Below are 15,740 nucleotides of genomic sequence, written 5' to 3'. Positions count from 1 at the left end.
CTCACATCCATCCTTTTCCCACCCGGCATCGAGGCGCCCTGCCCGCCGCCAGCATCATATCATTCGTTTTGCCGTTCATCACGCATTCACGTATGTTCGGCCAAAAGGCCCTCGTCCACCCTCTTTCAGGAGCCCCGATGCAACTCTCCCACAAAATGTTTATGATTGCTTGCCTGACCACGACAGCCTTCGCCATGCCCGCCTGGGCTGCCGATGAAGTGCCGCCGGCGGTGCAGGCCTTCCTTGATAGCGTCGAGCGCCAGACCTCGGTTGAGCCGACCTACGAGTCCGTGGAACAGGACAGTGACGGCACCGTCACCATCACCAACCTCACCATCGCAAAGCCTGCCGGAGTTGACGAGCCCGCGGTGACGATGAAGATCGGCGAGAGCGAGTTCTCCGACATCGAGGACGAAGGCGACGGGATTTTCCAGATCGGCAGTGCGACCTTCTCGAACATGACCGCCGAGGTGAAGGGCAAGGACTTTGCCGTCAACGTGGCCATTCCCGAGGGTAGTGCGGAGGGATGGTACGTCTCGGAACTGGCGGACAACCCCACGCCGCAGCAGGCGATGCGCGCCAACATGACGTCAGTCGCCCGCAGGATGAGCGCGGACAAGTGGACCATCACGGCGATGGGCCAGACCTACTCGGTCGATGGCTACGAGCAGACCTGGGACGGTGACCCGAAGACCGGTGCCGGAAACTTTACCATGAAGGTTTCGAATATCGCCATTCCGGAAGCGGCCATTGCCATGCTTGACCAGGGCGGCATGCTGAAGCAGCTTGGCTATACAGCACTCAACTTCGACGTCACCAGCGACGGCAAGGTCGATGTCCAGGGTGAGAACATCGGCTACGACTTCAACTTTGGCGTCACCGGCCGGGACATCGCCACCATCAGGTTCGGCTTTGCAGCGGCAGACATTCCGATGTCGGTCTTCAACGAGTTGCAGAAGATGCAGAACTCGGCCGAAACGCCGGACATCAACGCTCTGATGCCGCAACTGCAGAACATCTCGATCAGCGGCGCCTCGTTCCGCTTCGAGGATGCCTCGATCACCAAGAAAGTGCTGCCGATGATCGCCGCCATGCAGGGCATGGACGAGGCGACAATGGTCGCCAGTGTCGGCCCGATGCTCCAGATGGGCCTGATGCAGCTTCAGAACGAGGCCTTCGCGCAGCAGACGATGGCCGCCGTGACATCGTTCCTCAAGGACCCGAAGTCGCTCACCATCAACGCCAAGCCCGCCGCGCCTGTGAAAGTGTCGGACTTCATGGCGATAAACCCCAATGCACCGGGAGAGGCGATCACCAGGCTCGGCGTTTCGGTGAGCGCCAACGACTGACCACAACGATGCATGGCCTCAGGCAATTGCCAGCCTGAGGCCGCCACCCTTTCCCGCCCGGCAGGGGATCAGAGCACGAAATCCCGTGCCACCAATGCAATCGTGCCGAGCAGACCGATCGAGAAGTCTGCCATGCCGTCGCCGTTCACGTCGCCTTCGACGACGGTGTAATCCGAACCACCGAAGTTGGCGAAGCGCAACTGGCCCGCCACATTGGTGAAGTCTGCGGCGCGGATGAAGGTGAAGGCCTGATTGCCCCCCAAAGTGGAGTTGGCATCAATGTTGAACAGGTCAATGTCGTCAATCCGGGTCTCGAAATCGGTGATCAGGTCTCGGCTCGATTCGTCAGCGGCGCTGTCTGCGGTGCTGTTGAAGTCGAAGACATCGGCATCCGAACCGCCCGTCATCACGTCACGGCCCAGGTTGCCGACGATCGTATCGGTGCCGGTTCCGCCCACGATGCGGTCGTCGCCTTCGAGGCCATTCAGAGTGTCGGCCCCGTCGTTGCCGCGCAATGCGTTTCGGCCGGCGTCGCCCACCAGTCTGTCATTGCCGGATCCCCCAATGACATTCTCGAAGAACAGCACCACGTCATGGCCTATGTCCGAGCCGACTGCGCGCTGCTCGTGCAGCCGCACAGTCACAGCGCTCGCGATGCCCCGCGCGTCATAGGTATCGATGCCGTCGCCCCCGTCGAGGTCGTCGTTGCCGTCGGAGGGCACCTCTTCGTCGTTGCCAGCGATGTAGAAGTCGCCGCCGCTGCCGAGATCAATAGTATCATCGCCGCCGCCGCCCATCATCCTGTCGGTCTTGGTGCCGCCATTCAATTGGTCATCACCGCCGTTACCATCCAGACGGCCGGTAATGGTGCCGTCGGTGCTGTCGAGTGTGTCGGCATCAAGACCGAGGTTCACGCCGCCCTGGATCAGGCCAGAGTTGACCAGTTGATCGGCCCCGCCCCCAAGTTCCATATGTCCGGAGATCGTTCCGGTGTTCAGCACCGCAGTTGCGGCATCAGCGTCCTTAAATGCCAGGCCTGCGGAAGTGACACTGCCGTAATTCTCGAAGAGGACCGTGTCGGACACACCTGTGGTGCTGACCGTCCCCACACCATTCCGCTGCGAGACAATCTCTCCATAATTGCGGATCGTGGCATTCTGCACACCATATTCAAGAAAAACCGCCTGGCCGAAGTCGCTTTGATTGTAGTTGGCGATGAAGCCATAGTTGACCAACGACATGTTGTCACCGTCACGCAGGTCGGCGGTCGCCGTGCCATAGCTGAGCAATTGCCCGCGGTTGAGAATGCTGCCGTTGTTGCCTTCAACGAGGGCAGCAACATTGGCCTCGGCAACAACGAGCCCACTCTCCAGGATGCTGATATGATTGTTGTCGTCAGTTAACGTTGAACGTACAAGAAGGATCGCGCTGCCAGACGCCAGAACGGTGCCGCCGATGGTGACCGTCACATCATCACTGCTGAAGTTGGCGATGGCTGAGCCGGATACGTTCAGCAACGATCCCTCGAGCAGGATGCTCACGCCGGAATCCGCGGGCTCGAATTGCGTGCTTTGTGACGGGATCAGTGTAATCGCCATAGGGTGCTCCAAAGCTGGTGAGGCGGATGACCGTCAGTCTTCCGCGATTGATGACGTGATCATGAGCGAGCAAGTTGATTTATCCTGGCAGTCCCCCAGGGACTACTATCGTACAGACTGTGGACCAACCACAACCTGTGGTCAACACTGGCAAGCGCACGCTCCCTTGCCTGAGGCCGTTGCCCTTTCCCGCCCGGCAGTGGATCAGAGCACGAAATCCCCCGCCACCAGCGCGGTCGCGCCGAACAGGCCGATCGTGAAGTCTGCCTTGCCGTCGCCGTTCACGTCGCCTTCGACGACGGTGTAATCCGTGCCGACGAAACTGGTGAAGCGCAACTGGCCCGCCACGCTGGTGAAGACTCCGTTGCCGATGAAAGTGAAGGCCTGGTTGCCGCCGAGCGCGGTGTTGGCATCGATGGTCGAGAGGTCGATGTGGTCGACGCCGATTTCGAAATCGGTGATCACGTCACGGTTCGAGTCGCCCACGGTGCTGTCCGCAGTGCTGTTGAAGTCGAAGACATCGGCATCGGCCCCGCCTGTCATCACGTCGCGCCCGGTGTTGCCGATGATCACGTCGTTGCCGTTACCGCCCACAATGCGGTCATTGCCTTCAAGGCCGTTCATGTTGTCGGCGCCGCCGTTGCCGCGCAGCACGTTGCGGGCGGCGTCACCGATCAACGAATCCCCGCCCGATCCGCCGAAGACGTTCTCGAAGAACAGCACCACGTCATGGCCGATGGCGGTGCCGACCGCGCGGGATTCATGCAGCCGGACGATGATCCCGCTGACGAGGCCCCGGGCATCATAGGTGTCGATGCCGTCACCGCCGTCGAGGTCGTCGTTGCCGTCGGAATTGCCGGCAATGTAGCTATCGTCGCCGGTGCCGAACTCAAGTTCGTCATTGCCAGTGCCGCCGGCCAGCGTGTCGTCGCCAGCACCACCGCGGATGAGATCGTCGTCGTCTCCGCCATCCATGTCATCGGCGCCGTTGCCGCCGAGCAGCGTGTCGTTGCCGAAGCTGCCCTTGACCTGCCCTTCGACCACGCCCGATTTGCGGGCACGGTAGACATCGGCTCCGTCGAAGAGATTGACATCGCCATGGATCACGCCGGAGTTGATGACCCGGTCTGCGCCGGCGCCCATGGTGATGGCGGTTCCGCCATCGGCCGCGGAGATCAGGCCGGAGTTCACGAGCCTCGTGTTGAATGATGTCGTGAACTGCACGGCCTCCATCAAAGCCGCCTGCGTCGCGAGCGTGCCCGAATTGATCAGGACGGCGCCGTCCGCCGAAGAATTGAGCTCGATTGCCTGCTGGATTGCCGAGACGATCGTACCGGTGTTCGTCACATGGTTGATGCCGGTTCCGAAGCCGCCGAGCTGGATGCCTTCCAGGTTCGACTGGATGATCCCGTCATTGACAATCCGTGCGCCGAGAAGGGCGACGATGCCGCTGGCGGCTGCGATCGTTCCGCTGTTTGTAATCTGGTTGTTGGCTCCGCCGATGGTCACACCGGCCGCCTCGGCCAGGATACTACCACTGTTGACGACGCTGTTGTTACCGCCATCCAGGCTGATCGCATTGTCGTCAGCCGAGATCGTGCCGGTATTCGTGACAACATAGAATTCCGCATCAGCCCCATTTCCCCGGATACCATCGGTACCAGCCTGGATCGTTCCGCTGTTGGCGACGAGCACATTGCTGCCCCCCAGCGAAATGCCCTGGAAATCCGCATTGATCTGGCCGGAGTTTGTGACCAACGAGCCGGAAAAGGCATCGGAGCTGTCGATCGTGATGCCGGATGACCCGCTGTTGAGAACGCCCGCATTGATCACTTGGCTGTCGCCATCGGCGATGTAAATTCCGACACCCGAGCCCGAAAGGATCGTACCGTTGTTGGCGACGCTATGCCCGCCAGCCGACAGATATATTCCAATAGAGTTGCTGACCAGGCTGCCGTTGTTGGTGATCTCGTTGTCGGCCCCCGAGCCCTGGATCGCCCTGTCACCGCTGGCCACAACGCCGGAGGCTCCGATCAGTATCTCCGAGCCCCCAATTACAAAGATCGCTTGTGCTTCCTCGGATGCGGCATAGCCGTCCATCGCCAGGGTCAGGTTGTCCGCCTGAGCACGGATCGCATTCGAATTCGTGCCGGACGCCGTCAGTTGTATTCCCGCGCGGACCAGAACGAGGCTGAACGACTGGTTCGGAACGAGAAGGGCATGCGTGCTGGCCGCTGCCGTGGCCGTTGTTACTGCGTTGACGAAAGCCATCTGCGAAACCTTCCTGAACGTCTAGTTGCAAACGCAACAAGAATCAATCGATGAACTTTGTCAACCGGTTTGGTAACCGAAACGGGTTAGCGAGCAGCCAACAGGCGGCACCCCTGTCTCCCAATTTCTCTCTGTCGCGCCCTCAGGCTCCAGGCGTCAGCTCTCCGGCAGGTTCAGCCTGATGTGCAGTTCGCGCAGTTGCTTCGGCGTGGCGTTGGAGGGTGCGCCCATCAGCAGGTCCTGGGCTTGCTGGTTCATCGGGAACAGCGTGATCTCGCGGAGGTTGGTCGCCCCCACCACCAGCATCACGATACGGTCCACGCCGAAAGCCATGCCGCCGTGGGGCGGCGCGCCATACTGGAAGGCGCGGTACATGCCGCCGAACTTCTCTTCCACCACATCCTTGCCCATGCCTGCGATCTCGAAGGCCTTGATCATCGTCTCAGGCGAATGGTTACGGATCGAGCCTGACGCGATCTCGAAGCCGTTGCACACCATATCGTACTGGTAGGCCTTGATGGTGAGCGGGTCCTGGGTCCGCAGCGCATCCATGCCGCCCTGCGGCATGGAGAACGGGTTGTGGCAGAAGGCCACCTGCTTTTCTTCGTCGTCCCACTCATAGAAGGGGAAGTCGACGATCCAGGCGAGCGCGAATTCATTCTCGTTCGTGTGGCCCAGTTCCGTGCCCACTCGGGTGCGGGCGTCGCCTGCGAACTTCACGAACTTCTCCGGGCGGCCGGCGACAAAGAAGCAGGCATCGCCTACGCTTAAGCCCATCTGTGTGCGGATCGCCTCGGTGCGTTCCGGTCCGATATTCTTGGCGATGGGGCCTGCACCGCCCTCCTCGCCTTCCCGCCAGAAGACATAGCCCAAGCCCGGCTGGCCTTCGCCTTGTGCCCACGAGTTCATGCGATCGCAGAAGGCTCTGGAGCCGCCCTTGGGCGCTGGCACGGCCCAGACTTCAACCTTCGGATCATTGGCGATCATGCCGGCGAAAACCTTGAAGCCCGAGCCTGCGAAATGCTCTGTCACCGCCTGCATGACGAGCGGGTTACGGAGGTCCGGCTTGTCGGTGCCGTATTTCCGCATCGAGACATCATAGGGAATGCGCGGCACCTCGCGGCGCACCGTCTTGCCGTTCGCAAACTGGGCGAAAGTGTCGAGGATGACCGGCTCCATGGTGGCGAAGAGGTCGTCCTGCGTCACGAAGCTCATTTCGAGATCGAGCTGGTAGAACTCACCCGGCAGGCGGTCGGCGCGCGGGTCTTCATCGCGGAAGCAGGGCGCGATCTGGAAGTAGCGGTCGAAGCCCGCCACCATCAGGAGCTGCTTGTACTGCTGCGGGGCCTGCGGAAGCGCGAAAAACTTGCCCGGATGGATGCGGCTTGGCACGAGGAAGTCGCGGGCACCCTCGGGCGAGGAAGCCGTAAGGATCGGCGTCGAGAATTCGTTGAAGCCGATGTCGTTCATCTTGTTGCGCAGGCTTGAGACCACGCGGGTGCGCGTCATGATGTTCTTGTGCAGCGTCTCGCGGCGGAGGTCGAGGAAACGGTACTTGAGGCGGATGTCCTCCGGGTAATCCGGTTCGCCAAAGATGGGGAGCGGCAGTTCCGCTGCCTGCGACAGCACCTCAATATCGGTGGCGTAGACTTCGATCAGGCCCGTCGGCATGTCGGCATTCTCGGTTCCGGCGGGGCGTGGGCGGGCCTTGCCGTCAACCTTGATCACCCATTCCGAGCGCACTTTCTCGGCCGTCTTGAAGGCCGGTGAATCCGGGTCCGCTACCACCTGAGTCATGCCGTAGTGATCGCGGAGGTCGATGAACAGCACGCCGCCATGGTCGCGGACACGGTGAACCCAGCCGGAGATGCGGATATCCTGGCCGGAATGTTCAGGGCGGAGCTGGCCACAGGTGTGGCTGCGATAGGCGTGCATTGAATCCTCGCGAGAAATAGCAATTTCGCGCGCTAGAGCGCATGCGGAACCCGATTTGTCAAGTTTGCCCCCCCTTCTGCCACCATGGAGGCAGCACAATCGCGTCACTCTTGTGCCTTCACGCCTGTTTACCCATATCATGAACAGTTGGGGAACTGGCGGATGCCGCGCATCAGGCTCTTGTCCCGCATCGGATTGATTGCGTCATGGCTCGCGGGAGCCATGCCCGTCCATGCTCATGATTCCGCCGGCTCCTTGATGACGGCAAAGGATACGGTCTTGCTGGCGCGGCATATCGTGCCGCGCCGCAAGGACCCTGATGGCTGGGGCAAGGCTGTCTGGGATGCCCTCGACAAGAATGGCATCTCGCCGAAGCGAACCAACATCTGCGCCGTGATGGCGGTGATCGAGCAGGAATCAACTTTCACGCCCAACCCGGAAGTGAAGGGGCTGGGCCGCATGGCTGAAAAGGAGATCACCGGCAAGCTCGGGTCTGTTCCATTGCTTCCCGGCCCGGCAGCCCAAGGCGCAAAGTGGTTCCTCGAAAACCGCCCCTCGCCCCAGAAAAGCTATCTCAAGCGCATCCGCGCGGCGCGCACCGAGCGTGACCTCGACCTCGTCTTCCGCAACCTCACATTCTACCTTTTCCGTGAATATGCCACGACAGGGCTGCTCAACAGCTCCACGGTGGCGCGGCGGGTCGACGCCGCGAACCCTGTCAGCACCATCGGCTCCATGCAGGTGTCGGTCGCCTTCGCCATCGCGGAAGTCGAAAAAGCCAAAGGCCGGAAGCTGCAGATGAATGCCATCTGGAAGCTCCGGGACGAGCTTTATACCCGTGCTGGCGGCGTCGACTACGGCACGCGAATGCTTCTCAAATATCATGCCGGCTATGAGTCCAGGCTTTACGTTTTCGCGGATTTCAATGCCGGGCGCTATGCCAGCCGCAACGCTGCCTTCCAGCACATGGTGGCCACCCTCTCGGGCGAGAAACTGGCCCTCGATGGCGATCTGCTGATCTATAGTGGCGCCAAACCAGCGGCCAGGACCAGCGGCACCGAAACGGCCGTTCGCAAGATCCTGCCCGAACTGTCGTCCGCGGAGATCCGCGCCGACCTCCTCCGCGGCAAGGAATATGGCTTCCGTGATACGGCGGCTTTTCTTCAGGTTTCAGAGTTGTATCGCGCGAAAACCGGCAAGCCTGCACCCGCAGCCATGGTTCCGCAGATCAGGCTTGAGAGTCCCAAGCTCTCGAAGTCCATGACGACGGAGCGCTTCGCTCGCGCCGTCACGGCCCGTTATGAAAGATGTCTCAAGTTCGAGTGAAAGCTATTCCTGCAGTGTCTGGATGAAATAGGCCAGTTCCAGAATACGGGCGCGAACGAAGGGTTCCGACGTGTAGCTCTTGTAGGGCTCCGCACCCGCGGCACCGCTCTGCACGGTGTAGCGGTCACCCCAGAATGGCATGGGGCCTTCGCCATGAGTCTTCACTACAGCGCGGCCATCAATGGTCTGAAATACCCGCAGGAACGGATACTCTCCATTGTTGTTTTTCGACAGGAGCGTGAGATCAGCCGGTTTAATGGTGAGATATTTCGCCAGCGGACCGTTCCCCTTCCCCGTGTCGCCGTGACACGACATGCAGGAGTTCTGGAATTCTGCTCGCCCGGCGGCGACATCATCCGCCGCAAAGGAGGACGCAGTTGCACCCAGGAAGGCGGTCAACGATACTACGAGCGGCATAAAACGAAATGACATGAGCTCTCTCCCTAGAAAGCCTCGATCCCCAAACCGAACATGTACGAAAACTCAGAAATGCCCATGACGCAGGTCAAGCCACCCCTGATTGTGTTTCTCACGGTTAGCGCTCAAGTGTGATGCCGTCAGGCAACCGGCTTCATTGAAACATCATACGTTGAGCTAACTCCGGTTGAGCCAGGGGAACAGCTTCTTCTTGCCAGACGAATCATCGTCCTTGCTCCTGCCGCCTGAAAACAGGCCGCCCTTCACCACAACGGCAGTGTTGCTCATGCCGGTCTGGGAAACGAGGGCGAAGAGCTTGGCCGCGTTGTCGGGATGAAGCCGGACGCAGCCATGCGACGCGCGGCGCCCGAGGCTTTTCACATGGTAGCTGCCATGGACGGCGTGACCGCGCGTGGTGAAGAAGATCGAGTGCGGCATGGGCGCATCGTCCCATTCCTTCGAATAATGTTCCTTCTCCATGCGGAAGGGGCGGTAATTGCCGGTAGGCGTTTCATAGCCGGATGCGCCTGTTGAAACCGGCCACTTGAACTTGGTGTCACCATCGAGCGTCACCGTCATCTTCTGGCTCACCGTGTTGATGGCGATCACCAGGCGCTTCGGTTGCGGCTTCTTGGCGGCGGCTTTCTTCGCGGGCGGCTTCTTGGCTGCGGCCTTTTTCTTCTCCGCGGGCTTCTTGGTCACGACCTTCTTCTTGGGCTCAACCTTCTTCGGGTCCGCAGCTTTCGCTGGTGCTGCCTTGTCGGGTGCGGTTTCCGGCGCCGGATTCGTCGAAGTTGCAGCTTCAGCGACGGCAGGAAACGCCAGGGCGCCGAGGCCAAGAAGAAGATTGCGCCGTGTCGTCATGATATTCCCCATCCAACGCCAGATTGTAACTGTTCGCTACAATCATGCCTCAAACGGAACGGGGCGGAAAGAGATTCTCTTTTCCGCCCCGAAGGAATTATTTTTCGGGCAGCGTGGCGGTGTAGGCCAGCACATCGATGGCGTTTTCCACCGGGAAGGCGCGAAGGTTGATCATCTGCACGCCTGTGTGTGCATTCATGATCTTGTGCAGCACCTCGTCAGGCACGCTGCGGCCCTCGGTCCCCACATAGGCGGGTTCGTCCTTGTCACCCCAGTTCAGCAACCGGCCGTCGAATCCGTGACAGGCAGCGCAGGTGGTCTGGAATATCTCGCGGCCTCTCTCGGCATTGCCGGCAATGATCTTCCGGGTCGTCAGGTCGATCGCCTTGGCCATGTCGGTCTGCCCGCGGCTGACGAAAGCCGCAACACGAGCCAGTTCATCGTCCCTGATCATGTCCGGCGTATAGCGATGGGTATCATTTCGCAACACCGCCACGATGGCTTCGACTGGCTTTCCTATGGCACCATCGATACCGGGAAAGCCGGTGAAATGACTGCCCTTGGAATAGATGCCGTCCTTGCCACGATAGTCCCAGCCGTGGCATTCCTTGCAGCGCCAGGTATCAGCACCCTCCTGCTTGGCCGTCTTGGGATAGTTCGGATGGGTGGACTTGGGTTCCTCGCGGTCCAGGGCATCCCACCAGTTGTCGTAGATTCGGCCACCCGCAGCAAGCGTCCAAGCCTCTGTTGGCACTTCCGGTGCGCCGTGAATGAAGTCTTGCGCTTCGGGATTGTGTTTGTATTCGTTCTCGTCGTCATCGGCCCAGGCGACCGCCCCGGCCAGCGCGAACGACAGGACTATTCCGGCACACAACTTTGCAGCACGCATGGATTTCCTCCCTGTGCCGCTTCATTTCCCGCCCTATGAACAAAGCTACTCCGTTGCCCGCTGACCGCAAGAGCTTGATTTGCACCGGACCTCCCTCTCCGCTATGGACCCTCCCCATGAACAAGCATGTCCCCAAGATCGGGCTGGTCTCCCTCGGCTGCCCCAAGGCTCTGGTCGATTCCGAGCGCATCATCACGCAGCTTCGCGCCGAGGGCTATGTCATGTCGCCCGGCTATGACGGCGCCGACGTCGTCATCGTCAACACCTGCGGCTTCCTCGATTCCGCCAAGGCCGAGTCGCTCGCCGCCATCGGCGAGGCGATGGAGGAGAACGGCCGTGTGATCGTGACGGGCTGCATGGGGGTCGAGGCCGAAACCATCATGAAGGCGCATCCGGGCGTCCTCGCCGTCACGGGTCCCCACCAGTATGAGGCGGTTGTGGGCGCGGTTCACAACGCGTTGCCGCCCGTGCATGACCCGAAATACGACCTCGTGCCGCCGCAGGGCCTGCACCTGACGCCCAAGCACTATGCCTATCTCAAGATTTCGGAGGGCTGCAACAACCGCTGCACCTTCTGCATCATCCCCTCGATCCGCGGCGATCTGGTGTCGCGGCCGGTGGCTTCGGTGCTCTATGAAGCCGAGCGGCTGGTGAAGGCGGGCGTCAAGGAGCTGCTGGTCATCAGCCAGGACACCTCCGCCTATGGCGTCGACATCAAGTATGGGACGAGCAAGTTCCATGGCCGCGAGGTTCGCGCCAAGTTCTATGACATGGCGAAGGAACTGGGCGACCTCGGCGCATGGGTGCGGATGCATTATGTCTACCCCTACCCGCATGTGGATGACGTGATCCCTCTGATGGCGGAGGGCAAGATACTTCCCTATCTCGACATTCCCTTCCAGCATGCCGCACCCAATGTGCTGAAGGCGATGAAGCGCCCGGCCAATCAAGAGAAGGTTCTGGACCGGCTCGCCTCATGGCGGTCGATCTGCCCGGACATCGCGATCCGCTCCACCTTCATCGTAGGTTTTCCCGGCGAGACGGATGCCGATTTCGAATACCTGCTGCAATGGATGAAGGAAGCTCGCATCGAGCGCGCTGGCTGCTTCAAGTATGAGCCCGTCTCCGGTGCCAAGGCCAATGATCTTGGCCTCGCCCAGGTGCCGGACGAGGTGAAGCAGGAACGCTGGGAGCGCTTCATGGAAGCCCAGCAGGAGATTTCAGCCGAGGTTTTCCAGGGCAAGGTCGGCCGCGAGATCGACGTGCTGGTGGACAACATCGACGAGGAGAACGAGGAAGCCATCGCGCGCTCGCCGTGGGATGCGCCGGAAATTGACGGCAACGTGTTCCTCCCCGGCGAGACCGACCTGAAGCCCGGCGACGTGGTCCGTGTCCGGATCGTCGAAGCGGAAGAGTATGACCTGATCGGCGAGCGGGTCTAGCCGTCAGTCTTCGGAAATGTTTCGCGGTCGGCAAAATAGCAATAGTGACTCGTCGCCACTGTGGTGACGAGGAACAGCGCCATCCAGCCGAGGAGGCCCGCGAGACCGAAGAAGGCAGCCGTGGCATAGGGGTTGGCGAGCATCTGCTGGCCGAAGAAGGCGCCTGCCCCGATGGCTCCGGCAATCGCCAGCGAGAACAGCAGCCAGAACGTGAAACTCAGAAAAGCCCTGCGATTCTTCCGGGTAATGCGCCAGGCGGTTTTCAGCGAGTAATTCTCGTCACGCGTGGCAATGGCGGGAAGCCATGTCGAAAGGCGATACCATGTGAAGAGTGCCGAAAGGCTTAGCAGCACAGCAAGCGCAATGCCGATGGGCTTGGCAGCAGCGCCCACCTTCGGTTCCAAAACGGCAGGCAGCATCAACACGGCAGCGGCGGCAGCACCAGCCATGATGGCGAGGACTGCCAGCACGAAGATGAAGCCAAAGAGATAACGCCACACCACGCCATCGAGCCTCACCCAGCCCAGCCGGCGCGGCGTCTCGCCCAGCACGATGCGGCGATGCCAGTTCACGGCTACGGAGATGGTTGCCAGGACAACGCCCACGCCCAACGCCGCGAGCGCCGCCATGGCCTCAGGCTTCAATGCATTGAAATCGGGCGGGCCTTCGCGGAACGCCGCGTACCAGACCAGAAACATCAGCGGCGACAGCAGGATCGCCCAGAGAATGGCCATGCGAAGGCCGAAGAAGAAATGCCGGAAGACATTCGAGATGGCAAATTCAAGCGCCGACATGGGCGGCAGTTTGCGGAGGGTGGTGTCGGTCATGGCACGGACTCAAGTTTCAGGCGGGAGACACGGTCCACGACGATAGCAGGTACAAGACCAATGCCGCCACCCCGACGGTAATGATGTTCTGGACCAGAAGGATGATCCCCAGCCGCCTGCCGCCCGCATACCAGGCATAGATGGACTTCGCGATCGTGTTGACGCCCACCGTGATCAGAATGGCCAGTGCTGCGGCAACAGTTGCACCCGGCATTCCGGCGGCTGAAAGTGTCATCGCGTCGACGTCGGCCAGCCCCGACAAGGCCGCCACCACGAACAGTCCCTGATTGCCGAAGTATCGTTGCGCGAACGTCGCGGCGAACAGCACGGCGGTAAGCACGGCAGCAAAGCGCAACACTTCGGAGAGCTGAAACGGATTCTTGTAGGCGAGTTCCGGGGCCTCGGCCGCCGAGCCACGCCGGTCGCGCCCTACCAGCACCATTGCCGAAATTCCTTGCGCTATTGCCGCGGCGAGGAGTGCCGGGGCCAGCACGATTGCCAGCGGCAGGTTGATGATGCCCGTCACCACCAGCACGCGCACCATCATCACGCAGCCCGCCGCGAGAATGCCACCCGCCAGCAGCCTCACGCGCGCTTCATTGCCGCGCGCCAGCCGTGCCAGTGAAAGAGTCACGGCGGTCGAGGCGAAAAGCCCGCCGAGTGCCGCCGCCAGCAACAGCCCCTTTTCGGGGCCTGCGATCTTTACCGCCGCATAGCCCGCGAAGGACACGGCAGCGATAAGGATCGTCATCAACCAGAGGTCATGCGGGTTGAGCGCATCCCACGGATCCATTGCGCGATCGGGCAACAGCGGAAGTGCGATGAAGGTCATGGCGCCCAGCAGCAGGCCTGAGCGGAGTTCGGTCCAGGTGACGCGGGTGAGAAAGCCGTGAAGCGCCGTCTTGTAGGCCAGCAGGCCGACTGCGGCGACCCCTGCCCCGGCGGCGACCGTCATGTCGCCCATCACGGCCAATGCGCCCAACATATAGGTGAGCAACGCGGCCACCAGGCTTGTGGCGCTGTAGTCGTCATCGCGCTGCCCTTCGCGCCACATGAATGCGGCGAGCACCGCGCCGAGGGTGACAAAACCCGCCGCCAGCAGCAGGATATTGCCGTTCTGCGAGAGAATGCCGAAGACGCCGCCCATCAGACCGATCAGCGAGAAGGTGCGAAGGCCCGCCGTGCGCTTCCCTTCCTCCTCGTCACGCTCTTTCCAGCCGCGCTCCAGCCCGATCACGAAGCCAAGGGCCAGAGCCAGCGCCAGCCGGAGGGCGAGTTCCTGAAGTTCCATGCTGCAAGTCTACGAGAAAGGCTGCCAGTTGTCGCGGGGCCTCAGCCGAAGTCTACAGCGGAATGTTGTCGTGCTTTTTCCACGGGTTCTTCAACTCCTTGTTGCCGAGCATGTTGAGGGCGCGGGCGATGCGCTTCCTGGTGCCGTGCGGCATGATCACTTCATCGAGGAAGCCGCGCTCGGCGGCGACGAAGGGATTGGCGAAGCGTTGCTCATATTCCTTCACGCGGGCTTGGATCTTCTCCGGGTTGCCGAGTTCGGGGCGATACAGAATCTCAGCAGCACCCTTTGAGCCCATCACGGCGATTTCTGCCGTGGGCCAGGCATAGTTCACGTCGCCGCGCAGGTGCTTGGATGCCATGACGACATAGGCGCCGCCATAGGCCTTGCGGGTAATGACGGTGATCTTCGGCACGGTCGCTTCCGCATAAGCAAAGAGCAGCTTGGCACCGTGCTTGATGAGGCCGCCATATTCCTGCGCCGTGCCGGGCAGGAAGCCCGGAACGTCGACAAGGGTCACGATCGGGATGTTGAAGCAGTCGCAGAAGCGCACGAAGCGGGCGCCCTTGCGTCCGGCGTCACTGTCGAGCACGCCCGCCAGCACCATGGGCTGGTTGGCGACGATGCCCACCGTGCGGCCATTGATGCGTGCAAGGCCTGTAATGATGTTGCGCGCATGCTGGTCCTGGATCTCGAAGAAATCGCCCTCATCCACCATCTTGTGGATCAGCTCCTTCATGTCGTAGGGCTGGTTCGGGTTGGCCGGGATCAGCGTGTCGAGCGAGTAGTCAAGACGGTCGGGGGGATCGAAGCTCGGCAGTTCCGGCATGGGGGACGTATTGGAGGACGGCAGGAAGTCAATGAGCCGCCGCATCTGAAGCAGGGCCTCAACATCATTGTCGAAGCCCTTGTCGGCAATCGATGATTTGGTCGTGTGGACCGACGCGCCGCCGAGTTCTTCGGCTGTCACCGTCTCGTTGGTGACGGTCTTCACGACATCGGGTCCGGTGACGAACATGTAGCTCGTGTCGCGCACCATGAAGATGAAGTCGGTCATGGCGGGAGAATAGACATCGCCTCCCGCGCAGGGGCCCATGATGACGGAAATCTGCGGGATCACGCCACTCGCCAGCACATTGCGCTGGAACACTTCACCATAGCCGCCCAGCGCGTTGACGCCCTCCTGGATGCGGGCGCCGCCGGCATCGAAGAGGCCGATGATGGGCGCGCGGTTCTGCAGCGCCATGTCCTGGATCTTGGTGATCTTGCGCGCGTGGGATTCCGAAAGCGAGCCGCCGAAGACGGTGAAGTCCTTGGCGAAGACATAGACGACACGGCCATTGACCGTGCCCCAGCCGGTGATGACGCCATCTCCGGGAAGCTTCTGGTCTTCCATGCCGAAGTCGGTGCAGCGGTGCTCGACGAACATGTCGAACTCCCCGAAGGAGCCCTGGTCGAGGAGCAGTTCAACCCGCTCGCGCGCGGTGAGCTTGCCCTTGGCATGCTGGGCCGCCACGCGCTTGGCGCCACC

At 61.3% G+C, this 15,740-nt stretch carries 12 protein-coding genes; 3 read left to right on the top strand and 9 right to left on the bottom strand.

What is annotated here, in order from left to right:
- The first annotated feature begins 155 nt into the window (after positions 1-155).
- Positions 156-1,349, top strand: a complete 1,194-nt coding sequence (locus ACEW8Q_RS16430; protein WP_373505137.1) for a hypothetical protein — start codon at positions 156-158, stop codon at positions 1,347-1,349.
- A gap of 68 nt (positions 1,350-1,417) precedes the next feature.
- Here ACEW8Q_RS16430 and ACEW8Q_RS16425 read toward each other — a convergent pair whose 3' ends face one another.
- The 3 genes from ACEW8Q_RS16425 to aspS form a co-directional block, all read right to left on the bottom strand.
- The gene (locus ACEW8Q_RS16425; protein WP_373505136.1) at positions 1,418-2,947 is read right to left on the bottom strand and encodes a hypothetical protein; all 1,530 of its coding nucleotides are present in this window, start codon (positions 2,945-2,947) and stop codon (positions 1,418-1,420) included.
- A gap of 204 nt (positions 2,948-3,151) precedes the next feature.
- A complete protein-coding gene (locus ACEW8Q_RS16420) occupies positions 3,152-5,218 on the bottom strand; it encodes a hypothetical protein (protein WP_373505135.1) in 2,067 nt (688 codons plus the stop codon).
- A gap of 156 nt (positions 5,219-5,374) precedes the next feature.
- Positions 5,375-7,153: an aspartate--tRNA ligase gene (gene aspS / locus ACEW8Q_RS16415; RefSeq protein ID WP_373505134.1), complete on the bottom strand. Its 1,779-nt coding sequence runs from the start codon at positions 7,151-7,153 to the stop codon at positions 5,375-5,377.
- 162 nt (positions 7,154-7,315) lie between these two features.
- Between aspS and ACEW8Q_RS16410 the strand changes: the two genes are divergently transcribed.
- Positions 7,316-8,479 (top strand): DUF1615 family protein, encoded by a 1,164-nt coding sequence (locus tag ACEW8Q_RS16410; protein WP_373505133.1) that lies wholly within the window; start codon positions 7,316-7,318, stop codon positions 8,477-8,479.
- Between the two features lie 3 nt (positions 8,480-8,482).
- On the opposite strand, the gene ACEW8Q_RS16405 is transcribed toward ACEW8Q_RS16410, so the two are convergent.
- The 3 genes from ACEW8Q_RS16405 to ACEW8Q_RS16395 form a co-directional block, all read right to left on the bottom strand.
- Complete coding sequence (locus tag ACEW8Q_RS16405; protein ID WP_373505132.1) at positions 8,483-8,911, bottom strand: cytochrome c; 429 nt, start codon at positions 8,909-8,911, stop codon at positions 8,483-8,485.
- 162 nt (positions 8,912-9,073) lie between these two features.
- Entirely contained in the window at positions 9,074-9,760 is a 687-nt protein-coding gene (locus tag ACEW8Q_RS16400) for a L,D-transpeptidase (protein ID WP_373505131.1), read from the bottom strand.
- 97 nt (positions 9,761-9,857) lie between these two features.
- Complete coding sequence (locus tag ACEW8Q_RS16395) at positions 9,858-10,649, bottom strand: c-type cytochrome (protein WP_373505130.1); 792 nt, start codon at positions 10,647-10,649, stop codon at positions 9,858-9,860.
- Between the two features lie 116 nt (positions 10,650-10,765).
- On the opposite strand from ACEW8Q_RS16395, the gene rimO reads away from it, so the two are divergent.
- Positions 10,766-12,091, top strand: coding sequence for a 30S ribosomal protein S12 methylthiotransferase RimO (rimO, locus tag ACEW8Q_RS16390; RefSeq protein ID WP_373505129.1), 1,326 nt, complete (start codon positions 10,766-10,768; stop codon positions 12,089-12,091).
- Here rimO and ACEW8Q_RS16385 read toward each other — a convergent pair.
- From ACEW8Q_RS16385 to ACEW8Q_RS16375, 3 genes are all read right to left on the bottom strand, one after another.
- Complete coding sequence (locus ACEW8Q_RS16385) at positions 12,088-12,918, bottom strand: hypothetical protein (RefSeq protein WP_373505128.1); 831 nt, start codon at positions 12,916-12,918, stop codon at positions 12,088-12,090. The two genes, rimO and ACEW8Q_RS16385, sit on opposite strands and share 4 nt — an antisense overlap.
- Before the next feature lie 16 nt (positions 12,919-12,934).
- A complete protein-coding gene (locus tag ACEW8Q_RS16380) occupies positions 12,935-14,209 on the bottom strand; it encodes an MgtC/SapB family protein (protein WP_373505127.1) in 1,275 nt (424 codons plus the stop codon).
- 52 nt (positions 14,210-14,261) lie between these two features.
- Positions 14,262-15,740: acyl-CoA carboxylase subunit beta (locus tag ACEW8Q_RS16375; protein WP_373505126.1), on the bottom strand; the 1,479-nt coding region annotated here is incomplete at its 5' end.

The sequence above is a fragment of the Aestuariivirga sp. genome, assembly GCF_041738905.1.
In the GTDB taxonomy this organism is placed as follows: Bacteria; Pseudomonadota; Alphaproteobacteria; order Rhizobiales; family Aestuariivirgaceae; genus Aestuariivirga.
This window is presented reverse-complemented; position numbering and strand designations above follow the sequence as displayed.